Origin of the sequence: Rhodanobacter lindaniclasticus, assembly GCF_004799035.1 — a bacterium.
In the GTDB taxonomy this organism is placed as follows: Bacteria; Pseudomonadota; Gammaproteobacteria; order Xanthomonadales; family Rhodanobacteraceae; genus Rhodanobacter; species Rhodanobacter lindaniclasticus.
In genome coordinates, this window is record NZ_MWIO01000032.1 from 1 (window position 1) to 24,978 (window position 24,978).

Annotated in this window: 22 protein-coding genes; 8 read left to right on the forward strand and 14 right to left on the reverse strand. The window is 67.6% G+C overall.

Features of this window, described 5'->3' with window-relative positions:
• Positions 1 to 14 precede the first annotated feature (14 nt).
• The 5 genes from B1991_RS12070 to msrA all read right to left on the reverse strand — a co-directional run bounded on the left by B1991_RS12070 (position 15) and on the right by msrA (position 6,189).
• The gene (locus tag B1991_RS12070; RefSeq protein WP_136258939.1) at positions 15 to 536 is read right to left on the reverse strand and encodes a 3-hydroxyanthranilate 3,4-dioxygenase; all 522 of its coding nucleotides are present in this window, start codon (positions 534 to 536) and stop codon (positions 15 to 17) included.
• Positions 537 to 582: 46 nt separating this feature from the next.
• Positions 583 to 2,472, reverse strand: coding sequence for a DNA topoisomerase IV subunit B (parE, locus tag B1991_RS12075; protein ID WP_136258940.1), 1,890 nt, complete (start codon positions 2,470 to 2,472; stop codon positions 583 to 585).
• A gap of 220 nt (positions 2,473 to 2,692) precedes the next feature.
• The gene (locus tag B1991_RS12080; RefSeq protein ID WP_136258941.1) at positions 2,693 to 3,283 is read right to left on the reverse strand and encodes a hypothetical protein; all 591 of its coding nucleotides are present in this window, start codon (positions 3,281 to 3,283) and stop codon (positions 2,693 to 2,695) included.
• A 225-nt stretch (positions 3,284 to 3,508) separates the two neighbouring features.
• Positions 3,509 to 5,353 carry an ABC transporter ATP-binding protein gene (locus B1991_RS12085; RefSeq protein WP_210772125.1) on the reverse strand — a complete coding sequence of 615 codons (1,845 nt, stop codon included), beginning with the start codon at positions 5,351 to 5,353 and terminating at the stop codon, positions 3,509 to 3,511.
• 149 nt (positions 5,354 to 5,502) lie between these two features.
• Positions 5,503 to 6,189: a peptide-methionine (S)-S-oxide reductase MsrA gene (msrA, locus tag B1991_RS12090; protein ID WP_136258942.1), complete on the reverse strand. Its 687-nt coding sequence runs from the start codon at positions 6,187 to 6,189 to the stop codon at positions 5,503 to 5,505.
• Positions 6,190 to 6,310: 121 nt separating this feature from the next.
• Between msrA and B1991_RS12095 the strand changes: the two genes are divergently transcribed.
• Positions 6,311 to 7,129 (forward strand): arylamine N-acetyltransferase family protein, encoded by an 819-nt coding sequence (locus B1991_RS12095; protein WP_136258943.1) that lies wholly within the window; start codon positions 6,311 to 6,313, stop codon positions 7,127 to 7,129.
• Between the two features lies 1 nt (position 7,130).
• Here the strand turns inward: B1991_RS12095 and B1991_RS12100 are convergent, their stop codons facing one another.
• From B1991_RS12100 to B1991_RS12110, 3 genes are read right to left on the reverse strand one after another with little or no spacing between them, the layout of a single operon-like run.
• On the reverse strand, positions 7,131 to 7,394 hold the full coding sequence (locus B1991_RS12100; protein WP_136258944.1) for an RNA-binding S4 domain-containing protein: 264 nt from the start codon (positions 7,392 to 7,394) through the stop codon (positions 7,131 to 7,133).
• 30 nt (positions 7,395 to 7,424) lie between these two features.
• The gene (locus tag B1991_RS12105; protein WP_136258945.1) at positions 7,425 to 7,868 is read right to left on the reverse strand and encodes a barstar family protein; all 444 of its coding nucleotides are present in this window, start codon (positions 7,866 to 7,868) and stop codon (positions 7,425 to 7,427) included.
• Positions 7,865 to 8,281: a guanyl-specific ribonuclease gene (locus B1991_RS12110; RefSeq protein ID WP_136258946.1), complete on the reverse strand. Its 417-nt coding sequence runs from the start codon at positions 8,279 to 8,281 to the stop codon at positions 7,865 to 7,867. The genes B1991_RS12105 and B1991_RS12110 overlap by 4 nt, the downstream gene beginning before the upstream one ends.
• Before the next feature lie 142 nt (positions 8,282 to 8,423).
• On the opposite strand from B1991_RS12110, the gene B1991_RS12115 reads away from it, so the two are divergent.
• On the forward strand, positions 8,424 to 9,977 hold the full coding sequence (locus tag B1991_RS12115) for a POT-type proton-dependent oligopeptide transporter (RefSeq protein ID WP_136258947.1): 1,554 nt from the start codon (positions 8,424 to 8,426) through the stop codon (positions 9,975 to 9,977).
• A 174-nt stretch (positions 9,978 to 10,151) separates the two neighbouring features.
• Here the strand turns inward: B1991_RS12115 and B1991_RS12120 are convergent, their stop codons facing one another.
• A complete protein-coding gene (locus tag B1991_RS12120; RefSeq protein ID WP_136258948.1) occupies positions 10,152 to 10,961 on the reverse strand; it encodes a DUF72 domain-containing protein in 810 nt (269 codons plus the stop codon).
• Complete coding sequence (locus B1991_RS12125) at positions 10,958 to 11,749, reverse strand: phosphatase PAP2 family protein (RefSeq protein WP_136258949.1); 792 nt, start codon at positions 11,747 to 11,749, stop codon at positions 10,958 to 10,960. Before B1991_RS12125 ends, B1991_RS12120 begins: the two co-directional genes overlap by 4 nt.
• 144 nt (positions 11,750 to 11,893) lie before the next feature.
• Here B1991_RS12125 and B1991_RS12130 point away from each other — a divergent pair, with 144 nt between their 5' ends.
• Positions 11,894 to 13,594: a serine hydrolase gene (locus B1991_RS12130; RefSeq protein ID WP_246031157.1), complete on the forward strand. Its 1,701-nt coding sequence runs from the start codon at positions 11,894 to 11,896 to the stop codon at positions 13,592 to 13,594.
• Positions 13,595 to 13,640: 46 nt separating this feature from the next.
• On the forward strand, positions 13,641 to 15,287 hold the full coding sequence (locus tag B1991_RS12135; RefSeq protein WP_136258950.1) for an alpha/beta hydrolase: 1,647 nt from the start codon (positions 13,641 to 13,643) through the stop codon (positions 15,285 to 15,287).
• Between the two features lie 111 nt (positions 15,288 to 15,398).
• On the opposite strand, the gene B1991_RS12140 is transcribed toward B1991_RS12135, so the two are convergent.
• The 3 genes from B1991_RS12140 to B1991_RS12150 all read right to left on the reverse strand — a co-directional run bounded on the left by B1991_RS12140 (position 15,399) and on the right by B1991_RS12150 (position 19,202).
• Entirely contained in the window at positions 15,399 to 15,821 is a 423-nt protein-coding gene (locus tag B1991_RS12140) for a VOC family protein (protein WP_136258951.1), read from the reverse strand.
• A gap of 133 nt (positions 15,822 to 15,954) precedes the next feature.
• Positions 15,955 to 16,770 (reverse strand): helix-turn-helix domain-containing protein, encoded by an 816-nt coding sequence (locus tag B1991_RS12145; RefSeq protein ID WP_136258952.1) that lies wholly within the window; start codon positions 16,768 to 16,770, stop codon positions 15,955 to 15,957.
• A 41-nt stretch (positions 16,771 to 16,811) separates the two neighbouring features.
• The gene (locus tag B1991_RS12150; protein WP_425466684.1) at positions 16,812 to 19,202 is read right to left on the reverse strand and encodes a DUF3772 domain-containing protein; all 2,391 of its coding nucleotides are present in this window, start codon (positions 19,200 to 19,202) and stop codon (positions 16,812 to 16,814) included.
• 166 nt (positions 19,203 to 19,368) lie between these two features.
• Here B1991_RS12150 and B1991_RS12155 point away from each other — a divergent pair, with 166 nt between their 5' ends.
• The 4 genes from B1991_RS12155 (at position 19,369) to B1991_RS12170 (ending at position 24,121) form a co-directional block, all read left to right on the forward strand.
• Positions 19,369 to 20,055, forward strand: coding sequence for a hypothetical protein (locus B1991_RS12155; RefSeq protein ID WP_136258954.1), 687 nt, complete (start codon positions 19,369 to 19,371; stop codon positions 20,053 to 20,055).
• Positions 20,052 to 20,402 carry a transcriptional regulator gene (locus tag B1991_RS12160; protein WP_136258955.1) on the forward strand — a complete coding sequence of 117 codons (351 nt, stop codon included), beginning with the start codon at positions 20,052 to 20,054 and terminating at the stop codon, positions 20,400 to 20,402. The genes B1991_RS12155 and B1991_RS12160 overlap by 4 nt, the downstream gene beginning before the upstream one ends.
• Positions 20,399 to 22,054, forward strand: coding sequence for a serine hydrolase (locus B1991_RS12165; protein WP_136258956.1), 1,656 nt, complete (start codon positions 20,399 to 20,401; stop codon positions 22,052 to 22,054). The genes B1991_RS12160 and B1991_RS12165 overlap by 4 nt, the downstream gene beginning before the upstream one ends.
• A 225-nt stretch (positions 22,055 to 22,279) precedes the next feature.
• Positions 22,280 to 24,121 (forward strand): ABC transporter ATP-binding protein, encoded by a 1,842-nt coding sequence (locus B1991_RS12170; RefSeq protein ID WP_168709637.1) that lies wholly within the window; start codon positions 22,280 to 22,282, stop codon positions 24,119 to 24,121.
• A 31-nt stretch (positions 24,122 to 24,152) separates the two neighbouring features.
• Here the strand turns inward: B1991_RS12170 and arsH are convergent, their stop codons facing one another.
• Positions 24,153 to 24,917 (reverse strand): arsenical resistance protein ArsH, encoded by a 765-nt coding sequence (gene arsH / locus B1991_RS12175; RefSeq protein ID WP_425466685.1) that lies wholly within the window; start codon positions 24,915 to 24,917, stop codon positions 24,153 to 24,155.
• Positions 24,918 to 24,978 lie beyond the last annotated feature (61 nt).

Consider the following 24,978-nt stretch of genomic DNA (forward strand, 5'->3'; position numbering starts at 1 on the left):
CCGCGAGCGGGCTCCTACCCGTATTTCGGCGGCGCGGGGTGGACGTGGCCGCAGGCGTCGCAGGTGCGCGCCTCGATCGAGCGGTAGAAGCGCTGGAACACCGGCGGAAAATCCTGCTCGATGCTGGCGAGGGTGAAGTACTCCTCGTACAGCTTGTGGTTGCAACGCTCGCAGAACCACATCAGGCCGTCTTTCTCGCCGGGCAAGCGGCGGCGCTCGATCACCAGGCCGATGGAACCCGCGGCGCGGTTGGGCGAATGCGGCACGCGTGCGGGCAGGTAGAAGATCTCGCCGGCGCGCAGCGGGATGTCGCGGGCGACGCCGTCGTCCTGCACCTTCAGGGTGATCTCGCCCTCGAGCTGGTAGAAGAACTCGGGGCCTTCGTCGTAGTGGTAGTCGGTGCGTGCGTTCGGACCGCCGACGATCATGATGATGAAGTCGCCGTCGACGATGCACTTGTTGCCTACCGGCGGTTTCAGCAGGTGGCGGTGCTCGTCGATCCAGCGTTGCAGGTTGAGGGGCGGGGTCAGGGCCATGGCGTCGCTCGCATTCGATGCGTGCATGTTAGCGCCGTCGCGACGTTCAGACTTCCAGCGTCGCCAGGTCGCCCTTTTCCTCCAGCCAGGCCTTGCGGTCACCGGCGCGCTTCTTGGCCAGCAGCATGTCCATCAGCTTCGCCGTGCCGGCGTCGTCGTCGACGGTCAGCTGCACCAGGCGACGGGTATCCGGGTGGATGGTCGATTCGCGCAGCTGCGGCGGGTTCATCTCGCCCAGGCCCTTGAAGCGGGTGGTGCTGACCGCGCCCTTGATCTTCTCGCGCTCGATCCGCTGCAGCATCGCTTCCTTCTCGCCCTCGTCGAGGCAATAGAACACCTGCTTGCCCACGTCGACGCGGAACAGCGGCGGCATCGCCACGAACACGTGGCCCTCGCTGACCAGTTTCGGGAAGTGGCGCAGGAACAGTGCGGACAGCAGGGTGGCGATGTGCAGGCCGTCGGAATCGGCGTCGGCCAGGATGATCACCTTGCCGTAGCGCAGGCCGGCCAGGTCGTCCTTGCCGGGATCGCAGCCGATCGCCACGGCGAGGTTGTGCACTTCTTCGGAGGCCAGCACCGAAGTGGATTCGACCTCCCAGGTGTTGAGGATCTTGCCGCGCAGCGGCAGGATCGCCTGGAACTCCTTGTCGCGCGCCTGCTTGGCGCTGCCGCCGGCCGAATCGCCCTCGACCAGGAACAGCTCGGTGCGGGTGAGGTCGGTGGCGGTGCAGTCGGCCAGCTTGCCGGGCAGTTGCGGGCCCTGGGTGATCTTCTTGCGCACGATCTGCTTGGCGGCTTTCAAGCGCGCACTGGCGCGCTCGATCGCCAGTTGCGCGATGCGCTCGCCCATCTCCACGTTCTGGTTCAGCCACAAGCTGAAGGCGTCGTGGATGACGTTCTCGATCAACCCGGCGGCATGACGCGACGAAAGACGCTCCTTGGTCTGGCCGGCAAACTGCGGGTCCTGCATGCGCGCGGACAGCACGAACGCGATGCGCTCCCAAATATCCTCCGGCGCCAGCTTCACGCCGCGCGGCAGCAGGTTGCGGATGTCGCAGAATTCGCGGATCGCGGTGGTCAGGCCGCTGCGCAAGCCGTTGACGTGGGTGCCGCCCTGCATGGTGGGGATCAGGTTGACGTAGCTTTCCTGCACCAGCTCGCCCTCGGGCAGCCAGGCCAAGGCAACCTCCATACCTTCGGCATCGCGCGCCATCTGGTGCACGAACAGCTCGGCCGGCAGCAGCTCGTTGCCGTTCAGTTCGCCGCGCAGGTAGTCGCGCAGGCCGTCCTCGTAATGCCACTCGACGATTTCGCCGCTGGCCTCGTCGGTGAGCTTCACGTTGAGGCCGGCGCACAGCACCGCCTTGGCACGCAGCAGGTGCTTGAGCTTGCCCAGCGAGATCTTCGGCGAATCGAAGTACTTCGCCTCGGGCCAGAAGCGCAAGGTGGTGCCGCTGCGCTTCTTCGGCACCGTGCCGACCACTTCCAGCGGACTGACCTTGTCGCCGTGCGCGAACGCCATCGCGTATTCCGAGCCGTCGCGGCGGATGGTCACCTCGACCCGATCGGACAAGGCGTTGACCACCGACACGCCCACGCCATGCAGGCCGCCGGAGAAGCTGTAGTTCTTGCCGCTGAACTTACCGCCGGCGTGCAGCCGGGTCATGATCAGCTCGACGCCCGACACGCCTTCCTCGGGATGGATGTCCACCGGCATGCCGCGGCCGTCGTCGCTCACCGACACCGAGCCGTCGGCGTGCAGCACCACCTCGATCGCGCTGGCATGGCCGGCCAGCGCCTCGTCCACCGAGTTGTCCACTACCTCCTGCACCAGGTGGTTCGGGCGGGTGGTGTCGGTGTACATGCCCGGCCGGCGCTTGACCGGGTCCAGGCCGGACAGGACTTCGATGTCGGCGGCGTTGTAGCGACTGCTCATGCGGGTGTTTCTGTGGAGAAAAGACGGTGAAGCATGGGGTGCGCGGGCGGCCGTGGTCAAGGTCCGGCGAAGATCCTCGCGGCTATCCGTGCCGCGTAATGGGTTGGCCTGAAAAACCCCGCCAGGTCATGACGGGGTTCCGGGGAAATCACCGGTCCACGAGCCATACGTTACATGGCTGCACGTACCGAGGGTTGGTTTTGCTTGTTGTGGATGGACTTCATTCCGGCATCAATTTGCAGAGGCTTTCGCCTCCGGAAGAACAGCTGTTGCCTTGATAACGAATTTCCGTCCAGTTACCCATTCCACCGCCACTGGGCTGCCATTCGTATGTCCACTCCTGAAAAACGGTGGTCGTTTGATTGACAACGGTGATTCGCTCTCCGGGAGTTCCATTGGGTGGGAGCGCCACGGGCGGGCCATTGTCGGGCGGAGTCGGGGGCGTAGCGGCAGTCTGGGCCAAATCCGATGAGTAAGGAGTTTTTATCGTAATGGTGATTCTCCCTATGCCACCAATTCCATCAATGGCCGAAAGGGTGCCGTCATGCCTTTGCGCGTGGCGACGAGCGCTCTGCTCATTCTGGTGTTCGATCCAGGCTTTCCATTCGCGGTAGAAGGCGGAACCTGGGGTCAGAATGTATGTCCGTTCGGAGTTCGTGAGCGAATAGGGCGGCGAGGTTGCTGGAGCCGATGCCTGAGTGGAATCTTCCGGTGTCGAATCCCGCGACTGGGGAGCCTGTGCAAGCGCCATGGTCGAGCCGGTCAGGCAGACTGCCAAAAGAGCCCTTTTGAAAAAGTGCTTGACTTCCATAGAGGTATCTCCATTGATTCAAGTGATGAACCCCGAGACCGGTGGAGGCTGCTACCTTGCTTGTGGGCATTGCGTGATGCGGGATTACATGTGCGACGGGTCGAGTGGTGAGGTTTTGTCTTTTGGGGCGAGTTCAACTCCGAAGTTGCGGCACCATGAATCTGCAGGTTTTCTACCGGACGTCGCTGGCGTGGCGACGTTGAAGCGGTGACATTCGTGACTCCCTCACCGATACCCCTGCGCCTGCAACGAGAACAGGTGCGCGTAATGCCCGTCCTCGGCCATCAGCTGCTCGTGGTTGCCGCGTTCGATGATGCGGCCGTCCTGGATCACGATGATCTGGTCGGCCATGCGCACGGTGGAGAAGCGGTGCGAGATCAGGATCGCGATGCGGCCGCCGGAGAGTTCGCGGAAGTGTTCGAAGATGGTGGCTTCGGCTTGCGCGTCCATCGCGGCGGTGGGTTCGTCCAGCACCAGGATGTCGGCGCGTGAGCGCATGAAGGCGCGAGCCAGGGCGATCTTCTGCCACTGGCCGCCGGAGAGTTCGCGGCCGTCGTTGAACCACTTGCCGAGCTGGGTTTCGAAGCCGGCGGGCAGGCTGTCGATGAAGTCGCTGGCCATGCCCTTGTCGCTGGCCTCGCGCCAGCGCGCTTCGTCGTCGAAGTGGGTGACGTCGCCGGCGCCGACATTCTCGCCCACGCGCATCTGGTAGCGCGCGAAGTCCTGGAAGATCACCCCGATGCGTTGCAGCAGCACGCCCTCGTCCCACTCGCGCAGGTCGGTGCCGTCGAGCAGGATGCGGCCGCTGTCGGGCGTGTACAGGCGCGTGAGCAGCTTGATCAGGGTGGTCTTGCCCGAGCCGTTCTGGCCGACCAGGGCCAGCGATTCGCCGGGGCGGATGTGCAGGTCGATGTCGCGCAGCGCCGGTTCGCTGGCGCCGGGGTAGGTGAAGCTGACCTGCTCGAAGCGGATGCCGTCCTCGGGCTTCGCGCCGCGCTGCGCCATGCCGGTCGCCGGCGGCACCGGGGTTTCCAGATACTCGTACAACGTGGAGAGGTAGAGGTTGTCCTCGTACATGCCGCCGATCGCCGACAGCATCGCCGACACCGCCGACTGGCCCTGGCGAAACAGCGCCAGGTACATCGTCATCTGGCCCAGGGTGATGCGCGCCATCACCGTGCTGGCGGCGATCCACGCATAGGCACCATACAACGCCAGCGTGCCCAGCAGGCCCAGCACGAAACCCCAGCTGTCGCGACGCACGGCGAGGTCGCGATCGGCGCGGTACAGGGTGTGGAAGATGTCGCGGTAGCGTTGCAGCAGCAGCGGGCCGAGGCCGAACAGCTTCACTTCCTTGGCGTGGTCCTCGCGCGCCAGCACGGTTTCCAGATACAGCTGCATGCGCGTTTCGGGCGAGCGCCAGCGGAACAGCCGGAACGCGTCACCGGAGAACTTCGTCTCGGCGAAGAACGAGGGCAGGCCGGCCAGCAGCAGCACAGCCACCGCCCACGGCGAGAACTGGAACAGCAGGCTGCCGTAGCTGAGCAGCGAGATCGCGTTCTGGCCCAGCCCGAACGTGCGCGTCACCAGCGACAGCGGCCGGCTCGATGCCTCGCGCCGGGCGCGGGTGAGCTTGTCGTAGAACTCCGAGTCCTCGAAGTGCGCCAGCTCCAGGGTCAGCGCCTTCTCCAGGATCATCACGTTGACGCGCTGGCCCAACTGCGCCCGCAGCAGCGACTGACACAGCGACAAACCGCGCTGCGCGCCGGCCAGCGCAGCCACCAGCAGGCCTTCCAGCGCCACCCATTCGAAGACCGGGCGCAGCGGCGCGTGGCCGTCTGCGGCCCAGAGGCGACTGGCGGTCACCACCGCATCGACGATGTGCGCACCGACCCAGGCGATGCCAGCCGGCAGCAGACCGGCAACCAGGGTGAGCGCGGCCAGCGCGACGGTCAGTGCGTGGCTGGTGCTCCACACCAGCTCCAGCGCGCGACCGCTGTAGCGGAACACGCCCAGGAAGCTGCGGGCGAGTTCCTTCGGTGGCTCGGGAGAAGTGGCGTGGGGTGGCACGTGGTGAGGGTATCGGAAGGCGCGGACAGCACGCGAGGCTTCCGACATGGGGGCCACGCCGCCTCACGCAAGGTGAAACGTGCAGGAGCGCACCCTGTGCACGATGCTCTTCGTGACGTGACGAAATGGCATCGCGCCCAAGGGCGCTCCTACAAAGAGGCTTGGTAGAGCTCCGGGAACAGCCGTTGCAGATGGGCCACCTTGGGCGCGTCGTTGATCACGATGTACGGGTTGCGCGGGTGCTGGTCGTAATAGTGCTGGTGATAGGCCTCGGCCGGATAGAACGCCTTGAGCGGGACCACCTGGGTGACGATCGGCGCGGCGAACGCCTTGGCGGCGGTCAGCTGGGCGATGTAGTCGGTGGCGATTTTCTTCTGCTCGTCGTTGCCGTAGAAGATCACCGAGCGGTACTGGGTACCGCGGTCCGGCCCTTGCCGGTTGAGCTCGGTGGGGTTCAGCGCCACCGAGAAGAACACCTGCAGCAGCTTGCCGTAGCTGATCCGGGAGGGGTCGAACTCGACCTGCACCGACTCGGCGTGGCCGGTGTCGCCGTCGCTGACTGCATCGTAATGGGCGGTGCCGGCGGCGCCGCCGGAATAGCCGGCGGTGACCTGGCGCACGCCCTTGACGCGCTCGAACACCGCCTCGATGCCCCAGAAGCAGCCGCCGGCGAACACGGCCACCTCATCGTGCGCGGTGGATGGCGCGGCATCGACGGCGGGTGCGGGCAGGCGCACGACTTCGCGGGCGGCCGCGGCAGGCTGGCAGGCGGCGAGGCCGGCGAGCAGGAGCGCGGCGGCAAACGGAAACAGGCGAAACACGCGTGGGCGGATCATGGGCAACCTCGCTGACGATGGCATGCGGACGCACTCAACCAGTCATTCGTCGGCGGGGCGGCAGCGGTTACCCAGCGACGGCGCGGCGTTACCATGGGCGGCGAATTCGCTGGAGGGTTGCATGCCTGACGCCGTCAATCTGGACGCCTATCTGCGCCGCGTGGGCTGGTCCGGCCCGGTAGGGACGGATCTGCCGACCCTGCGCGGGCTGGCCATTGCGCATGTGGCCACGATCCCGTTCGCCAACCTCGATCCGCTGATGGGCCTGCCGGTGGATCTCGGTCTGGCGGCGCTGCAACGCAAGCTGGTCGACGAAGGCCGCGGCGGCTACTGCTTCGAGCAAAACCTGCTGTTCGAAGCCGTCCTGCGCGAGATCGGTTTCGAGGTGAACGGCTTGATCGCCCGCGTGCTGTGGGGGCATCCGGAGGACGTGCAGACCCCGCAGAGCCACATGCTGCTGCGCGTCGAACTGGAGGGCGGAAGCTGGCTGGCGGATGTCGGCTTCGGTGGCCACGTGCTCACCGGTGCGCTGCGGCTGCAGCCGGATATCGAGCAGCCCACCGCGCACGAGCCGTTCCGGCTGCTGGAACGCGATGGCGAATGGCGCATGCAGTCGCTGGCGCACGGCCAGTGGCGCACGCTGTACCGGTTTGATCTGCGCGCGGTGCCGATGGTCGATTACGTGGTAGCCAACCATTACGTGTCGAGCCATCCGGCTTCGCGTTTCGTCAGCCATCTCTTGCTCGGCCGCACCGCGGCGGATCGGCGGCTGGGCCTGCTCGACTACGAGTTCACCATCCGTCGCGACGGCCGCGAGCCGGAGCGCCGACTGCTGCGCGACGTGGCCGAACTGCGCGACGTGATGGAAGGCGAATTCCTGTTGCCTGCCCGCGCAGTCGCGGCGCTGGGCGATCGCCTGCAAGGCCTTCCGCGCACCTGAATCAGCCGTGTCCACCGACTGACGGGCGGCCGTCTTCGTCGCCCAGCGGATCGGCCAGCACGTGGATCTCCACATCGTCGAGGGTGACGAACTGGCCTGCGCGGATCTTGCAGGTCTTGCGCAGTTCAACGGCGCCGTCGACCTTCACCGCGCCGCTGGCCACGATCGCCTTGCCGGCGCCGCCGCTGTCGCACAGGCCGACCAGCTTCAGCAGCATGTTGAGTTCGACGTAGCCGCCTTCCAGTTCGAATTCGATGGTCTGCATGGTTCTGCCGTGGCGATGGATGGTCCGCGCTCAGGCGGAAGGGTGGGCGTGCTCGAACGCGCTGTCGGGCAGCGCCAGGAAGGCAAACCAGGGGCGGTCGTGTTCTTCGCCGAAGGTGGCGGCGTCATCCAGTACGCCGAGCAGGATCTCGTAGTCGTGGCCGGCCGCGGTGCGCAAGTCGTCGGTGTGCGCGAACAGCAGCACGTGCCCCCACGCCGGCAGCCAGCCGAGGTCGCGCAGGCAGTCGGCCAGCGCGTCCCAGTTGTGGCCGAAGGTCGCCGGCAGTTGCAGCGACGCGGCCAGCCGGCGCAGCAGTTCGTCCTTGTCGTGGCAGCCGGCCAGGTCGGTGCGGCACACGCACAGGTCGGCCTTCGCCGCCGCGCGGGACAGCCGGTCAAGATCGTCGATGCCGACGAAATACACGCCGCTCTGGGCGGGCCGGGTCAGGTCCAGGTCGAAACGGTCCGCACTCATCGCGCCACCTCGAAGCGGCGGAAGCTGCGGTAGTGATCGTCGGTGTAGTACCACACCGTCGGTGGCGTGCCGCCGGTGACGATGCGCCGCGCGCCGCGGTTGCGCGCGCCGGGCGTCTCCACCGTGTATTCGTGGTAGTAGCCGCGTGGCTGCCGCGGCAGCAGGCCCTCGTAGTTGCCGAACACGGCGCCATCCTGGGAGTGCTCGAACGGGCCGCCGCCGACGATCCGCTGCACCATCGCACGCGCCTGCGGCGGCAGCGAAGCCATCGGGTCGTCCGCCGCTGCCGCACGCGTGGCGACAGTGTTGCCGGAGGTGCCGGCAGGCGCGCCCGGTACCTCGCCATGGCGCTGCCACAGCAGCACGGCGACGATGGCGATCAGCAGCAACAGCAGCGGTCGAAGATGGCGCATGGTTCTGGCGGCAGGCGGTGGCGAGGCGAGCTTAGCAGGGCCGAACGGGGCTGCAGGCTTTCTTCATCGAAGGAAATTGCGCACACTCCGCCTTCCTCTCGATACCGCGCGCGAGCCTGCCCACCCGACTTCCGGAGCCCGGATGAGCACCACCTCCGACCATGATCGCGGCCGCTTGCCGCGCCAGATCGCCTACATCATCGGCAACGAGGGTTGCGAGCGTTTTTCGTTCTACGGAATGCGCAACATCCTCACCCCGTTCCTGATCACCACGCTGCTGCTGTACCTGCCCGAAGGGCAGCGGATGCTGGCGGCGAAGGACGTGTTCCACACCTTCGTGATCGGCGTGTATTTCTTCCCGCTGCTCGGCGGCTGGATCAGCGACCGCTTCTTCGGCAAGTACAACACCGTGCTGTGGATGAGCCTGGTGTATTGCGCCGGCCATGCCTGCCTGGCGATCTTCGAGAACAACCGGCTGGGCTTCTTCGCGGGGCTGGGCCTGATCGCGCTGGGCGCGGGCGGCATCAAGCCGCTGGTGGCGTCGTTCGTGGGCGACCAGTTCGACCAGTCGAACAAGCACTTGGCGAAGATGGTGTTCGACGCGTTTTACTGGATCATCAACTTCGGCTCGTTCTTCGCCTCGCTGCTGATGCCGCTGTTCCTGCATCACTTCGGCGCGGCAGTGGCGTTCGGCATTCCCGGCGGGCTGATGTTCGTCGCCACCGTGGTGTTCTGGCTGGGCCGCAAGCAGTACGTGATGGTGCCGCCCGGGCCGCCGGAGCCGCATGCATTTTCGAGGGTGCTCCGCACCGCGTTGCTGACGCAGCGGTCGGGGCAGGCGCGGCCGGGGCTGTGGCTGGCGATTGCTGCCGTGGTGGTGGCGCTGGCCTCGTTTGCGCTGGTGCCCGCGCTGGGTTTCGTGATCGCCGCGTGCATCGCGCTGGTGGTGCTGATCGGCGGCGTCGGTGGCGGCGCCTGGCTGCAGATGGATCGCGCGCGCGGCGTGCACCCGGACCATGCCGTCGATGGCGCGCGCAACGTGCTGCGCGTGCTGGTGATCTTCGCGCTGACCACGCCGTTCTTCTCGCTGTTCGACCAGAAGGCATCGACCTGGGTGCTGCAGGGCAACGAGATGAGCATGCCCTCGTGGTTCCACTCCGCGCAGATGCAGGCGCTGAACCCGCTGCTGGTGATGCTGCTGATCCCGTTCAACAACCTGGTGCTGTACCCGCTGCTGCGCCGGTTCGGCTACGAGCCCACCGCGCTGCGCCGGATGACCGCCGGCATCGCGTTCAGCGGTCTGGCGTGGATCGTGGTGGGCGGATTGCAGGTGGTGATTGACGGCGGCGATCCGCTGTCGATCGTGTGGCAGGTATTGCCGTATGCATTGCTCACCTTCGGCGAGGTGCTGGTCTCGGCTACCGGGCTGGAGTTCGCCTACAGCCAGGCACCCGCCTCGATGAAGGGCGTGGTGATGAGTTTCTGGAACCTCACCACCACCGTCGGCAACCTGTGGGTGCTGCTGGCCAACGCGGCCGTGCGCAACGAGAGCGTGATCGGCTCGATCGCCCACAGCGGGCTAAGCGTCACCGCGTTCCAGATGTTCTTTTTCGCCGCGTTCGCCTTGCTCGCTGCGCTGGCGTTCGGGTTGTATGCCAGGCGTTATCGTGAAGTGGACCATTACCGCCCCGCCTGACGTAGGAGCGCACCTTGTGCGCGATGCTTTCCGTCACGTGACAAAAGGCATCGCGCACAAGGTGCGCTCCTACAGATCCAGCCGCGGCATCGGCGCGATCGCAGCTGCGTAGGGCGGGCACTGCCCGCCGCTCCCGGTTTGGTCTGTGGCCGGGTGCGGCGGGTGGTGCCCGCCCTACGGCGTCGCATCCACGCGCGATTGCAACGCCATCGCGGCGGCGGGGTTGCGGTGCTTGGCGGAGCTGATGAAGAACACGAACACGTCGCGCGGTTTGCCTCGTGGCTGCACGCTGGCGGCATGCGGAAGGTCGGCGATGTCCTCTCCGGCGGCCCAGGCTTGTGCGCGCGTGGCCCAGCGGTCGAGCGCGTCGGGCGCGTAGCCGGTCGGGATGTCGTCGACGCTGCGCATCAAACGGGCATAGGCGAAATCGCCGGTGAGATCGGCCAGCGAGGGATACTCGGTCGAATCGGTGAACACGGTGGGCACGCCTCGTGCGCGGGCCAGTTCCACGTACGGCGCGCAGGCGAAGCTGGGGTGGCGAACTTCCAGCACGTGGCGCAGGGGTTTTCCGTTCAACTCGCGCGGCAGGCCGTCCAGGAAGGGCGCCACGTCGTCGGCATCGAACCGTCGCGACGGCGGCAGCTGCCACAGGATCGGCCCCAGCCGGTCGCCCATCTCGGCGAGACCGCCGTGGATGAAGCCGCTGACGCCCTTGCCGGTGTCGGCCAGCCGCTTGCCTTCGGTGATGTAGCGCGGCGCCTTCAGCGAGAAGACAAAACCCTCCGGCGTTTCCGCCGCCCACTTCGCATAGGTCGCCGGTTTCTGCGCGCCGTAGAAGGTGCCGTTGATCTCGATCGCGCGCAGCTGGCGGCTGGCGTATTCCAGCTCGCGCCGTTGCACCAGCTTGGGTGGATAGAAATTGTCGCGCCACGGCGCATAGGTCCAGCCGCCGATGCCGACGCGGATCGTGCCGTGCGTGTTCATGGCGTGGCTCCTCCGGGCTGGTGGCGCAGCCATTCGGCGGTGCCCACGCACAGCACCAGCCACGCCGCGCCGGTAGCGTAACCGGCCAGCACGTCGCTGAAGTAATGCACCTGCAGCAGGATGCGGCTGGTGCCGATCACCCCGATCATCAGCACGGCGCCGGCGATGATTGCGCGATGGAAGCGCGGCGTCAGTCGCAGCAGCACGTAGGCCAGCATGCCGTAGAACACCATGGCACCGAACGCGTGCCCGCTGGGGAAGCTCCAGCCCGGCTCGACGATGAAGCCGTGGTCGTGCAGCGGCCGCACGCGCCGGAACAGCGCCTTCAGTCCGCCATTGATCGGCAGGATGCCGAGCAGGGCCACGCTCCAGCTCGCCGCCAGCGACCATCGGTGCCGCAGCAGCAGAACCAGCAGCACCACGGCCGCCGCGCTGGCGACCCACAAGGTGTCGCCAAGATGAGTGATCGCGGCGATCATGCGCAGCACCGGCACGGGCAGGTGGGCGCGCAGGCTGGCGGCGAGGCTGGTGTCAAAGCCGCCCAGGCCGGTCGTCGGCTGGCCGGAAATCGCCAGCGCGAGGCCGCCGAAGAACAACAGCAGCACCAGGCACAGCAGCAGGCCGACGCGCCAGCGCAGCAGCGTCGGAGCCTGGCCTGTCTGCACGGCGCGGCGCTGCCAGCGCGCATTGCGCTGCCAGGCCAGGTCGCCGGCCAGCAAGGCAAGCAGCAACAGCAGCGCCCACAGCTTCAGGGCGTGCAGGGCGATCCATTCCGCCGGCGTGTTCATTGCGATCCTCGATTCGAGCGCTGATCTGCGCATGATCGCGGCTGGCGCCGCCGGCGTCGAGTTGGGCCGCTGCGTTCGCCGTACTGGCCTTGCGGGCGATTTCTCGCGATAGTGCGCGGATCGTCGCCTGAGGGGAGAACTTCGATGGTCCAGCGATTCGGGTCCATGCGTGCGCTGTCGTTCCGGCTGCTGGCCGGCCATGCCTTGCTGGTGCTCGGCACTTCGGCGCTGGCGCAGGCTCCGGCCAAGCCGCAGCTGCCGCCGCCGGTATCGACCGGCGACATCGTGCAGCCGCTGCTGCCGGCGCAGTTGCAGGATTTCGACGCGTACATGGCCCACACGCTGAAGACCTTCGAGGTGCCCGGCATCGCGGTGGCCATCGTCAGGAACGGCAAGGTGGTGATGGAGCGCGGCTTCGGCGTGAAGGAGCTGGGCAAGCCGGACCAGGTCGACGCGCACACCTTGTTCGCGATCGCGTCCAACACCAAGGCGTTCACCGCCGCGGCGCTGCAGCAGCTGGCCGACGCCGGCAAACTCGACATGGACGACCGGGTGATCGACCACCTGCCGTGGTTCCGCATGTCCGACCCGTACGTGACGCACGAGATGCGCATCCGCGACCTGCTGGCGCACCGCAGCGGCCTGAACCTGGGCGCGGGCGACCTGCTGTACTGGCCGCCGACCTCGTACACCACCCGGGACGTGGTCGAACGCCTGGCCAGGGTGCCGCTGAAGAACGGCTTCCGCAGCCACTACGCCTACGACAACATCCTGTTCGCGGTGGCGACCCTGGTGATCGAGCAGGCTTCCGGGCAGAGCTATGCGGACTACGTGCGCGAGCACCTGTTCAAGCCGGTCGGCATGGACGAATCGCTGATCGACATGACCTACCTGAAGCCCGGCATGGACGCGGCTACCGGCCATGCTCCGTACGAGTTCAAGGACATCAAGCCGGTGCCGCCGATGGCCTGGCTCAACGATCCGGGCGCCGGCGGCATCTATTCCAGCGTGCACGACCTGGCCAAGTGGATGAACGTGCAACTCGCCGGCGGTGCGTTGCCGACGATGGGCGCCGACGGCAAGCCGCAGCGGGTGTTCTCCGAAAAGAGCCACCACGAGATGTGGTCGATGCTCACGCCGATCCCGATCAGGAAGGCGTCGATCCCCGAGCTGGAACCGCTGACGCCGGACTATTACGGCTATGGCGAAGGCTGGTTCCTCGGCCAGTACCAGGGCCGCAAGCTGGTCTGGCACACGGGTGGCTGGCCCGGCTTCGTCTCTCGGGTGACGATGGTGCCGTCGCTGAAACTCGGCGTGGTGGTGCTGACCAACCAGCAGTCCGGCGCCGCGTTCAACGCGGTGACGTATCGCGTGCTGGATGCGTACCTCGACCCGTCGCGCAAGACCGACTGGGTGGCGGTGTACGAGAAGGCCGTGCAGCACGCCCAGGCCAAGGCCGACGACAGCGTGGCGAAGCACGAACAGGCGCGCGACAAGCGCAGCAAACCTTCGCTGCCGCTGGCCGACTACGTCGGCACCTATCGCGACCCGTGGTATGGCGACGTCACCGTCAGCCAGGAACACGGCAAGCTGCGCATGCGCTTCAGCAAGACCGAACAGCTGGTGGGCACGATGACGCCGTGGCAGCACGACAGCTTCACCGTGCGTTGGGACGACCGCTCGCTGGACGCCGATGCCTTCGTCGATTTCGCGCTGGACATGGACGGCAAGATCCGCGAAGTGCGCATGCAGCCGATCTCGCCGTTGACCGATTTCAGTTTCGATTTCCAGGATCTGCGACTGGTGCCGGTGAAAGTCGCCACCGGGGCGTCTGCGGACAAGTGATCCATCACGGCGCCGTTCGCGGCGTCCATGCCGAAGGGGAAGGGACATGAACTATCGTCGTCATGCGGTGACGATCCTGCTGTCATTCGGATTGCTGGTCAGCGTCGCCCAGGCGCGCAGCGACAACACGCTGGAACATCGCTACATCCGCGTCGAACTGGGTGCGGCCAGCACCCAGGCGACCTCGGGCCGGCTGCTGCTGTTCGCGGTCGATGCCAAGGCGGCGCAGGCGGCGGCCAAAGCGGAGTCCAAGGGCAAGAGCAGCGTGGTCGAGTCGGTAGACGCCAATCCGTTCAGCGGCACGGTGACCAGCGTGGCGGCGGCCGAGGTGGACCACTGGGCGCCGGGGCAGGCCATCGACATCGACACCAACCGCATGGCGTACCCGGCTCCGTGGTCGCAGCTGCCGGCGGGCGATTACCTGGTGCAGGCCGTGCTCGACGTGAACCACGACTACAACTACACCGGGCGTGGTGCCGGCGATCTGCTCAGCGACGTGGTCAAGCTGCATCTGCCCGCGACCGCCGTGCCGAAACTGGTCCTGGCAAAGGCCTTGCCGGCAGAGGGTGACCCGTGGGCCGTGCCGGAATCGGCGTCGCCGGACCTGCGCGAACGTGTGGCGGCGGCACGCCCGCATGCGCACCTGGTCGATTTCATCAGCCCGTCGCTGAGTGCGTTCTGGGGCCGGCCGATCCACATGCGCGGCTGGGTGCTCACCCCGCCGGGCTACGACGCCCATGCTGCCGTGCGTTATCCGACGGTCTATTACACGCAGGGTTTCGGCGGCAACAACGAGCGTGTGATCGGCCCGGTGGCGACCGTCTACGCGGCGATGGCCAGGCAGCAGATGCCGCCGATGATCTGGGTATTCCTCGACGAGTCCAGCTCCACCGGCACCCACGAGTTTGCCGACTCGGTCAATAACGGTCCGTGGGGACAGGCGCTGACCACCGAGTTGATCCCGCATCTCGAAGCGCACTACCGCATGGACGCCGATGCCAACGGTCGCTTCCTCAACGGTCACTCGTCCGGTGGCTGGGCCACGCTGTGGCTGCAGACGCGCTACCCGAAGCTGTTCGGTGGCACCTGGTCGACCTCGCCCGATCCGAGCGACTTCCACGATTTCACCGGCGTGGATCTTTACGCGCCGCATGCCAACGTCTACCGCCGGCCCGACGGCTCGGCCTATCCGCTGGTGCGCAACCACGACAAGGTGCTGGGCACCTTCGAGCAGTTCGCGAAACTCGAACGCGTGCTGGGCAGCTATGGCGGCCAGTTGGCCTCGTTCGAGTGGGTATTCTCGCCGCGCGGTGAGGATGGTCGGCCCGTGCCGATGTTCGACCGCGACACCGGCGCCGTCGACCCGGCGGTGGTGGCGTACTGGCGCGATCACTACGACATTGCCTATCGCCTGCAGCAGCACTGGCCGCAGTTGAAGCCCGACCTGGACGGCAAGATCCATCTCTACGTGGGCACGGCCGACACGTTCTATCTCGACGGTTCCGCGCACAAACTGAAAGCCGTGCTCGATGGCCTGGGCGCGAAGACGGAGTTCCGTTTCGTGCCCGACCGCACCCACGGCAACCTGTACTGGATCGGCGAGGACCACCACGGCCTGCTCAAGCAGATCAGCTGGGCGATGTATGCCGTTGCGCGGCCGGATTCCAAGCTGAAGCCCGTCACCGCTCCCTGATCCTTGTCGTGCCGTGGGGCGGGCACCGCCCGCCGCCCGCGCCCGCACGTGAAGCCGGCGGGCAGTGCCCGCCCTACGCGTCTCGCGGGCCGCCGCCCGCGCGGTTTCGGATCACTCCGGCTGCCACGGGTCGTAGCTGCCGATGTACCAGAGGTGGCCTTCCGGGTCGTGGCAGCTGTAGCCTGCTCCGCCGTAGTCCTTTTCGGCGTAGTCATCGACGATCACCGCGCCGGCGGCCTTCGCCCGCTCGTAGTGGGCCTTGCAGTCGGTCACGGTCACGCAGGCGCACTGCGTTTCGCGGCCGCCGATCTCGTCGGGTTGCGCAATGTGCCGGCCGAAATCGTCATGGCGCACGCCGCCAAGCATGATCATGCCGCGGCCGTAGGCCAGTTGTGCGTGCTCGACCTGGCCGGCGTCGTTTTCGTAGACCGCATGCCGTTCGAAAGCGAATGCCTGGCAGAGCCAGTCGATGGCCGCGTGGGGATCGCGATAGCGCAGGCAAGGGATGATGGTGCTGCCGCCGGACTGTTCCATGGGTACCTCCGTGGTGGAATTTCGCAGAGCGGGTGGCGCGGTCGTTCCGCTTGCGCGAAACGACGTCACGGTCCTGCAGGGACGCGACCAGATTAGCCCGGCGGGGTGTAGCGGTCTTGTAGATTTCCGTCGCTCAGTCGAGCGGCAGGTGGTTCGAATACGGACCGCGCGCGGCCATGAAGGCGCTCGGCGTGACGCCGGCGAACTGGCGGAACTCGTGGGTCAGGTGGGCCTGGTCGAAATAGCCGCCGTCGGCTGCCACCTGGCTCCAGTTCACCGTGGGCTGCGCTGCCGCATGATCCACCACCGCGCGAAAGCGCAGCAGCCGCGTGTAGTGCTTGGGGCGCATGCCTATCTGGCGCTGGAACAGCAGGCCGAAGCGGCGCTCGGACAAGCCCGCCTCGCGCACCAGCGGCGCGATGCGTTGCACCTGCGGCGCGTCGGACAGGCGGTCCAGCGCGTAGGCGATGGCGGGATGCAGGGCCGTGCTGTACAGGCGGCGCTCCAGCCACCCGGTCAGCAGGCGCAGGCGGTCGTGCGGCGCGGCGATTTCCAGCAATTGCTCGCGCAACAGCGCGGCGGCCCGGCCGAACAGGTCGCCCAGGTCGATGTCCCGTCCGATCAGCGTGGTGGCGTCCTCGCCGGTCAGCGCGTGGGCACCGCCGGGGCGGAACACCACGCCCATCACGCGGATCTGTTCGGCGGTGTCGATGATCTCGCTGCGCAGGGTGGGACCGCCCAATACGCAGGCGGACGAGCGGATGCAGCGCCGCGCCGCGTCGTCGGTGTAGACGCGGGTTTCGTCCTCGTGCAGGTTGATGATGAGCTGCGCCCCGGGTTGCGGCAGCACGCGCTCGTGGCGATGCGCCGCGGGCGGCATGTCCCAGTCCCATACCTTCGCGATCAGCTTGTCCAGCGGTGCACCGGGCTGGCAGTACTGGAATCCCATCGGCTCGTCTCCGTGGATAGGCGGCAGTCTAGCGTGCCGGCTCAACCCGTGTGTTCGTCTTCCTCGGCCAGCGGTGGCAGCGTGCGCACCAGTTGCGCGCGCACCAGCGGCAGCCGCGCGCGGCGCAGGCGCTGCAGCAGTTCGAACAGCAGCTCGCTCTTCACGCCACTGGTGTCGCGGGGGCTGCCGACGTAGGCCACGCAGTTGAAGGTCATCGAACCGGCATCGAGGCCGTCCAGCTGCACGTAGGGCGCCGGCGCGGCCAGTGTGCGCGGGTGTGCGCCGAGTACCTCCAGCGCCAATGCCCGTACCTTGTCGGCATCGGTGTCCAGCGGCATCGGCAGCTTGATCTGCACGCGGCCCAGCGCATTGGCCTGGGTCACGTTGCGCACGTTTTCGGTGATCAGCTGCGAGTTCGGCACGATCACGGTGGAGCGATCCCACAACTGGATCTCGGTGGCGCGCACATTGATCCGGCGGATGTCGCCCTCGACCTCGTTGAGGCTGACCCAGTCGCCCACCTTCACCGGCCGCTCCACCAGCAGGATCAGGCCGGAGATGAAGTTCTGCACGATCGCCTGCAGGCCGAAGCCGATGCCCACCGACAGCGCGCTGACGATCCAGGTGATGCTGGTCAGGTTGACGTGCAGCGCGGCAAGGGTCAGCACCAGTACCAGCAGGCCGCCGAGGTAGCCGAGCAGGGTGACGATGGAATCCTGCATGCCCGGTTCCATCGTCGACTTGGGCAGCAACTGTTCGCGCAGCCAGCGCTTGAGCATGTGCAGCAGCACGCCGCCGACCACCAGCACCAGCACCGCCCGGAAGATGTTGCCGGGATTGATCGGCAGATCGCCCAGTTTCAGGTTGCCGAAGGTGCGCACGGCACTGGCCAGCAGGTCGCCCGGGCCGGCGCCGAACGGGGTCAGCACGATGGCAATGGCCAGCAGGGTCAGCAGCACCCTGGCGATGCCGGCGAGCAGGGTAGCGGCCTGGTCCAGCGCATGCGGCGCCAGCTGGAAGGATGTCTGCAGCCGCTGGCCGCCGCGTTCGTGCGGCGAGAGCGCGATGTGGATCAGGTCGTTCAACAGGTGGCCGAGCAGCCACGCACTGGCCACCACCACGCCGACCCACAGCATCTGCACCGCGGCGAAGAAGGCCAGCGCGATGTAACCGGTGGCCACGCCCAGCCAGCTCACCAGCACGCCGAGCACCGCGCCGGCGCCGAGCGCGCCGACCCACAACGGACGATGTTCGACCACGCCCTCGGCCGCCGCCTGCCGCCGCGCGCCGCGCAAACGCCACCAGCCCGCCGCGATCAAGCCGCTGACCACCAGTGCCACCGCGCCGCGCGTGGCCACCGTGGTCGGCAGGCTGGAGCCGATGGTGCGGCTGATGCGCTCGATCAGGCCGAACAGCAGCGCGGCGGCGCCGAGCAACCAGGGCAGCATGCGCAAGCGTTGCGCGGCGAGGTCAGACAGCGGCGGCAGGCGCCAACTCGGCCGGCGCACGGAGAGCAGCGCGCGGCCCAGCCCGGTGACAAACGCGGCGAACAGCACCAGGCGCACCGCCGATCGCGCCAGCGCGTCGAGGTCGGTCGCGAGGATGTCGTTCCAGTTCAGGCCCAGGTACACCAGCTGGGCGGCGAGGCCGGTGGTGAGCAACGCGGTGAGCGCGACCGCCACCGCCATCGCGCTGCGGCGCAGGTGGCCATCCGGCACGTGGCGCGTGGCCAGGCGCAACAGCAGCCCGTCGAGCAGCCAGCGGCCCACGCCCAGCCACAGCAACGCGCCGATCAGGCACAGCAGCAACGGCGTGCGGTTCGGCGGTTGCCATGCCTCGCTCCAGGCATCGGCCAGGCGACCGCCGAGACGATCCAGCCGCGCCAGGTCATCGGGGAAACTGCGCGCCGGCTCGCTCCAGAACGCGCTGCTGAAGGGCGACGCCGTGCGCGATGCCAACCGGGCCTGGAACTCGTCGTTGCGCAGGCCGGTGATCTGCGCGGCTAGTTGCAACGCGTTCTGGCCCAGCAGCTGCGCCTGTTTGACCTGCGCATCCAGGCCGGCCAGCGCCTTGTCGAGTTGCCGGCGCTGCGTGGCGACCCCGATGGCTTCCGGTGGCGCGTCCCTGGCCGGCGCCGGCCCCAGCACGTCGAGCTGGGCCTGCACGGCCGCCATCTGCGGCGCGAGGTCGAGTGCCAGCTGGCGCGCCTGGTCCTGCACGGCCAGCGCGGTGCCGCGCAGGTCGGCCAGTGGGGTGTCCGGGTGTTTGGACTTGAGCGTCGCCTTGATCGTGTCCAGGCGATCGTCCAGCAGCTGCATGGCCTGCGCCGGCGTGGCGGAGGACGCCGCGGCGGCCGGCGCGGCGTCGCCCTGCGCCTGTGCGGCGAAGCTGCCGAGACACAACAGCGCAAGGAGGACGAACCGGCACGGCATGGGCATCCGCGCATGATCGGAGCGTCGTGGCGGGTGGTCAATCGCCACGGCGAGGGTGCCGCGAAGGCCGCAAGGCGTGCGTTCAGATTGGGCTGGGCGGACCGGGCACTTGACGTCAACTAGTTTGTAATGCAAACCTATTTGCATATTTCGAGAGGAACCCCCGATGAGTGACGAAGTCCACGATCGCCTGCAGGATCTCGAAGGGCTGACGCGAAGCTATGCGCGCTATTCGCGCAACGCCGGCGGGCTGTCCTCCGTGCTCGGCGGGGTGCTGTGTTTGCTCGCCTACTTCGGCGGGCAGTTGCTGCATGGCGTGGCGGTGGCCAGTGCGGTGCTGATCGCGATTCCCGCGGTGTGGCTGCTGGCCAAGGGCTGGATGACGCGTCGCTACTACCAGCGCTGGGGCCACGTCGAAGAGCAGGAGACGCCGGCGGAGCGGCGCACGCACTGGTTCTGCGTCGGCGGGGTGCTGCTGGTGGCGCTGGTGATCACCGTCGGCCTGGCGTTTGCCGCGCGGCCGCACCCGTGGTCGCTGGCGCCGGGGATGATCGGCTACCTGGCGCTGCTGTGGTTGCTGGTGCCGGCCGCGTGGCGCTGGCTGCGCAGCCCGCTCGATTTCATCGTGGGCGTGTTCCTGTTTTGCCAGGCGGCGATGGTCAGCGGCGGCGGCTATTACCCGCTGATCGGCACCACCCACACGCCGCAGGCGACGCAGATGTCGCTGGTGGCGCTGATGTTTCCGCTGGCCGCGCTGGTGATGATCGCCAATGGCGTGCGCGAGCATCGCCAGTTCCAGCAACTGCGCCAGCGCCTGCAGCAACTGCGTCCCGGGCAGGAGGACGAGGCATGAGCGCACCGGGCGACATCACCGAAGTCATGGCGCTGGACCGGCTGGTGCACGAACCGGCGCGGCTGCTGATCCTGGCGGTGCTGTCGGGGGCCAAGCTGGTCGAGTTCGGCTTTCTCGAGCAGGTCAGCGGGCTCAGCAAGGGCAACCTGTCCAGCCACATGAGCAAGCTCGAGGCCGGCGGCCTGATCGAGGTGAAGAAGAGTTTTCGCGGCAAGCGCCCGCTGACCGAGCTGTGCATCACGCCGGCCGGCCGGCGCGCGCTGGCCAACTATCGGCGCCAACTGGCGACCGTGATGCAGGGCATCCCTGCACCGGCCGCTCCCACGAAACGGAGACGCGAGGAATGAAATCCGTCACGAGACTCATCCTGGGCGCCGCGCTGGCGGCTGCGCTGGGCACGGCCACCGCTGCCGAGGCGCCGGTGTTGCCCGCGCGCATCGCGCAGGTGGCCGAGCAATATGTTGAGGCCGGTACGTATCCGGCGATGGTGGTGGTGATGGTCGACGACGGCCGCAGCCAGATCGCCGGTTTCGGCAGGCTGGCCGACGGCCGCGCGCCGGACGGCGAGACCATGTTCGAGATCGGCTCGGTGACCAAGACCTTCACCGCCTTGCTGCTGGCCGAGGCGGTGCAGGCGAAGGCACTCAGCCTGGATACGCCGGTGGCCGACCTGCTGCCGGATTTCAGCATCCCGGCGCGCCACGGCAAGTCGATCACGCTGGGCCTGCTGGCCGAGCAGTTCTCCGGCCTGCCGCGGCTGCCGGGCAACCTGCAACCGGCGGACCTCGGCAATCCGTACGCCGATTACAGTCGCGACCGGCTCAAGGCCTTCCTGGCCGGCTACCAGCTGCCGCGTGACCCCGGCGCGGCTTACGAATACTCCAACCTCGGCTTCGGCCTGCTTGGCGATGCGCTGACCCGGCACGCCGGGCTTTCCTACGCTGAACTGGTACGGCGCGAGGTGCTGGCGCCGCTCGGCATGCGGTCCACCGGCACCGGGCTGACGCCCGCCGTGCGCGCGCGTCTTGCCCCGGGTCACGACGAGGTGGGGCAGGCCGCCAGGCATTGGGACTTCGGCGCGCTGGCCGGTGCCGGCGGCCTGCTGAGCGACGGCGACGACATGCTGCGTTATCTGCAGGCCAGCATGGGCCAGCTGCAGACACCGCTGGCCGCGGCCATGCGGCTGGCGCAGGCGCCGCGGCGCGACATCGGCGGCGGTGACCACATCGGCCTGGCCTGGATGACCCACCATACGGCCGGCGGCGACGTGATCTGGCACAACGGCGAGACCGGTGGCTACAGCAGCTTCATCGGCTTCACGCCCGACGGCCGGCGCGGCGTGGTGATCCTGACCAATGCCACCAGCGCGCCGCAGGAGCTGGGCTTCGCCGCCTTGCTGCCGTCGGCACCCTTGCCGGTGGTGCACAAGGCGATCGCGCTGTCGGGCGCGCAGCTGGATGCCTGCGTCGGCCAGTACCGGCTGGCGCCGGACTTTGCGTTGACCGTGTTCCGCCGTGCCGACCAGTTGTTTGTGCAGGGGACCGGGCAGGGTGCGATACCGTTGTTCGCCAGCGCGCCGGGTGTCTTCTTCGCCAGGATCGCGCCGATCACCATCGACTTCGGGCGCGGTGCCGACGGCAAGGTCGACGCCCTGACCCTGCACCAGGGCGGTCGCGACCGGCGCGCGCCGCGCACGGACTCGGCGCGCGCCGCGGACGGCACGTCCAGCGTGCGGCTCGACCCGGCGCTGCTGCACGATTACGTCGGGCGTTATGTGCTGGGTGCCGGCGTGGAGTTCGCTGTCACCGTCGTGCATGACCAGCTCTACGTCCAGCTTACCGGCCAGGCCGCATACCCCGTGTATGCGAAGGCGAAGGACCATTTCTTCTACACCATGGTCGACGCGCAGCTGGGTTTCGAACGCGATCCGGCCGGCAAGGTGGAGGCACTGGTGCTGCACCAGAACGGCACGGACCAACGCGCGTCACGGCAGCCGTGATCGTCGTTTCCATAACTTGCAAGGAGAGTTCCCATGTGGGCAGCCATCATCGCCATTTTCATCGTCCTGTTCGTGGCGCGGTCGGATCGCGATCGCGCCTGCGGGCCTCGGCGGAAGAACCGGTAGCCTGTCCGGCCCGATGAACGGCGGCCCGGCTTCGGCGCTTGCGTCGAAGCCGGGCGCCATCCACGCTATCGGTCTCCCCGCTGTCCGCGCGCACCGATGATCTTCCGCTGGTTCGAATCCCTCATCGACGCATTCAAGGAACCCGTCGACGGCATGCCGCCGCAGTCGGTGTGGCGCTTCTATGCGTTCTACCTGCGCCAGGCGTGGCCGGTGTTCGCCGTGGCGATCGTGCTGGGTTTCGTGGTGGCGATCATCGAGGTGTCGCTGTTCGGCTTCATCGGCAGCATCGTGGACATGGCCAGGGGCGCGCCGCCGGCAGATTTCTTCCGGCAGCACGGCAACGAACTGCTGTGGATGGGCTTCGTGGCGCTGATCGCGCGCCCGCTGGCGATCGGTGCGCACGACCTGCTGGTGAACCAGGCCATCGTGCCCAGCCTGACCAATCGCATCCGCTGGCAGAACCATCGCTACGTGATCCGCCAGAGCCTGGGCTTCTTCCAGAACGACTTCGCCGGGCGCATCGCCAACCGCATCATGCAGACCGGCGGTGCGCTGCGCGAATCGGCGGTGCAGATCGTCGATGCGATCTGGTACGTCACCATCTATACCGGCAGCGCCATCGTGCTGTTTGCCCAGGCGGATTTCTGGCTGGCCGCGCCGCTGTTTGCCTGGGTGTTCGCCTATGTGGGCCTGCTGGCGTTCTTCGTGCCGCGGCTGAAGCAGCGCTCCTGGAAGGCCTCGGAGGCGCGCTCGAAACTGATGGGCCGGATCGTGGACGGCTACAGCAACGTGCTCACGCTGAAGCTGTTCGCGCATACGCGGCGCGAGGAAGCCTACGTGGCCGAGGCGATGATGGAGCAGACCGACAAGCTGCGCCGGATGACCCGCATCACCACCGCACTGGACGCCAGCATCACCACCCTCAACGGCTTTCTGATCGTGGGCACTTCGGCGCTGGCGCTGTGGCTGTGGAGCGAGGGGCGGGTGACGGTGGGCGCGATCGCGCTGTCGACCGGGCTGGTGATCCGCATCAACAACATGTCCGGCTGGATCATGTGGGTGGTCAACGGCATCTTCGAGGACGTGGGCACGGTGCAGGACGGCATCACCACCATCGCCCAGCCGCGCGCGGTGCAGGACCGCGACGGCGCGATGCCGCTGGAGGTGACCAACGGCGCGGTGCGCTTCGAGCAGATCCATTTCCACTACGGCAAGCAGGGCGGGGTGATCGCCGGGCTGGACCTGGCCGTGCGCGCGGGCGAAAAGATCGGCGTGGTCGGGCCGTCCGGTGCGGGCAAGTCCACCCTGGTCAACGTGCTGCTGCGGCTGTACGACCTCGAGGCCGGGCGCATCCTGATCGACGGCCAGGACATCGCCCATGTCACCCAGGAAAGCCTGCGCTCGCAGATCGGCGTGGTCACCCAGGACACCTCGCTGCTGCATCGCTCGATCCGCGACAACATCCTGTATGGACGTCCGGACGCCGGCGAAGCGCAGGTTGCCGCGGCGGTGCGCAAGGCCCGTGCCGACGAATTCATTCCCACCCTCAGTGATGGCGAAGGCCGGGTCGGCTACGACGCCCTGGTCGGCGAGCGCGGCGTGAAACTCTCCGGCGGCCAGCGCCAGCGCATCGCGATCGCCCGCGTGCTGCTGAAGGACGCACCGATCCTGGTGCTGGACGAAGCCACCAGCGCACTGGACTCCGAGGCGGAAGCGGCGATCCAGGAAAGTCTCGACCTGCTGATGCAGGGCAAGACGGTGATTGCGATCGCGCATCGCCTGTCCACCATCGCGCGGATGGATCGGCTGGTGGTGCTGGACAAGGGGCAGGTCGTCGAGACCGGCACCCACGCCGAGCTGATCGCGCACGAAGGCCTCTACGCGCGACTGTGGCGGCGACAGACCGGCGGCTTCGTGGCGGCGGAGGATGCGCCGGCCTAGCCGGCGGTTGCGGCGGACGTCCGTCGCGGGCTCAACAGGCTCCGCTGCTGCAGCAGGCAGGTTTGCCCGCCGTCGCCGCGCTTTCCAGTACCTCGGCCGCGGCCGTCAGCGCCTTCGTCGCGGCGGCGCCCTTGCGTTCGCTGTAGCGGCTGACCAGATAGTCGCTGCGCCCGCGCACCAGCAGGGTGAACTTGAACAGCTCCTCCATCACGTCCACCACGCGGTCGTAGAACGGCGAGGGTTTCATCCGGCCGTCGTCGTCGAACTCCTGCCAGGCCTTGGCCACCGAGGACTGGTTCGGGATGGTCAGCATGCGCATCCAGCGGCCCAGCACGCGCAGCGCATTCACCACGTTGAACGACTGCGAGCCGCCGCTGACCTGCATCACCGCGAGCGTGCGCCCTTGGGTGGGCCGCACGCTGCCGTCCTCCAGCGGCAGCCAGTCGATCTGGTTCTTGAACACGCCGGTGATCGTGCCGTGCCGCTCGGGGCTGACCCACACCTGGCCCTCGGACCACAGCGACAGCGCGCGCAGTTCCTGCACCTTGGGGTGGCTGGCCGGCACGCTGTCCAGGATGGGCAGTTCGTGCGGATCGAACACCCGCGTCTCGGCGCCGAAGTGGCGCAGGATGCGCTCGGCTTCCAGCGCCAGCTTGCGGCTGAACGACTGCGGGCGCAGCGAGCCGTACAGGATCAGGATGCGCGGCGGGTGGCCGGCGTCGGCCGGCAGGGCCAGCTTGGCCAGGCTGGGGGTGTCCAGCACCTCGGCGGCGACATGGGGCAGGTCCGGGATCACGGCGATTCCTGTTGCGTTGGTTTGATGATTCTATAATCATGGAAATATGGAAGCCAATCCG

Bases quoted from the DNA above. Each gene is read 5' to 3' on its own strand.
- B1991_RS12160 (WP_136258955.1), top strand. From the start codon at position 20,052: ATGAGCGCACCGGGCGACATCACCGAAGTCATGGCGCTGGACCGGCTG.
- B1991_RS12095 (WP_136258943.1), top strand. From the start codon at position 6,311: ATGCCTGACGCCGTCAATCTGGACGCCTATCTGCGCCGCGTGGGCTGG.
- B1991_RS12070 (WP_136258939.1), bottom strand. From the start codon at position 536: ATGGCCCTGACCCCGCCCCTCAACCTGCAACGCTGGATCGACGAGCAC.
- B1991_RS12110 (WP_136258946.1), bottom strand. From the start codon at position 8,281: ATGCGCCATCTTCGACCGCTGCTGTTGCTGCTGATCGCCATCGTCGCC.
- B1991_RS12165 (WP_136258956.1), top strand. From the start codon at position 20,399: ATGAAATCCGTCACGAGACTCATCCTGGGCGCCGCGCTGGCGGCTGCG.
- B1991_RS12115 (WP_136258947.1), top strand. From the start codon at position 8,424: ATGAGCACCACCTCCGACCATGATCGCGGCCGCTTGCCGCGCCAGATC.
- B1991_RS12155 (WP_136258954.1), top strand. From the start codon at position 19,369: ATGAGTGACGAAGTCCACGATCGCCTGCAGGATCTCGAAGGGCTGACG.
- B1991_RS12145 (WP_136258952.1), bottom strand. From the start codon at position 16,770: ATGGGATTCCAGTACTGCCAGCCCGGTGCACCGCTGGACAAGCTGATC.
- B1991_RS12080 (WP_136258941.1), bottom strand. From the start codon at position 3,283: ATGGAAGTCAAGCACTTTTTCAAAAGGGCTCTTTTGGCAGTCTGCCTG.
- B1991_RS12140 (WP_136258951.1), bottom strand. From the start codon at position 15,821: ATGGAACAGTCCGGCGGCAGCACCATCATCCCTTGCCTGCGCTATCGC.
- B1991_RS12130 (WP_246031157.1), top strand. From the start codon at position 11,894: ATGGTCCAGCGATTCGGGTCCATGCGTGCGCTGTCGTTCCGGCTGCTG.
- msrA (WP_136258942.1), bottom strand. From the start codon at position 6,189: ATGATCCGCCCACGCGTGTTTCGCCTGTTTCCGTTTGCCGCCGCGCTC.
- B1991_RS12105 (WP_136258945.1), bottom strand. From the start codon at position 7,868: ATGAGTGCGGACCGTTTCGACCTGGACCTGACCCGGCCCGCCCAGAGC.
- B1991_RS12135 (WP_136258950.1), top strand. From the start codon at position 13,641: ATGAACTATCGTCGTCATGCGGTGACGATCCTGCTGTCATTCGGATTG.
- B1991_RS12100 (WP_136258944.1), bottom strand. From the start codon at position 7,394: ATGCAGACCATCGAATTCGAACTGGAAGGCGGCTACGTCGAACTCAAC.
- B1991_RS12150 (WP_425466684.1), bottom strand. From the start codon at position 19,202: ATGCCGTGCCGGTTCGTCCTCCTTGCGCTGTTGTGTCTCGGCAGCTTC.
- parE (WP_136258940.1), bottom strand. From the start codon at position 2,472: ATGAGCAGTCGCTACAACGCCGCCGACATCGAAGTCCTGTCCGGCCTG.
- B1991_RS12120 (WP_136258948.1), bottom strand. From the start codon at position 10,961: ATGAACACGCACGGCACGATCCGCGTCGGCATCGGCGGCTGGACCTAT.
- B1991_RS12125 (WP_136258949.1), bottom strand. From the start codon at position 11,749: ATGAACACGCCGGCGGAATGGATCGCCCTGCACGCCCTGAAGCTGTGG.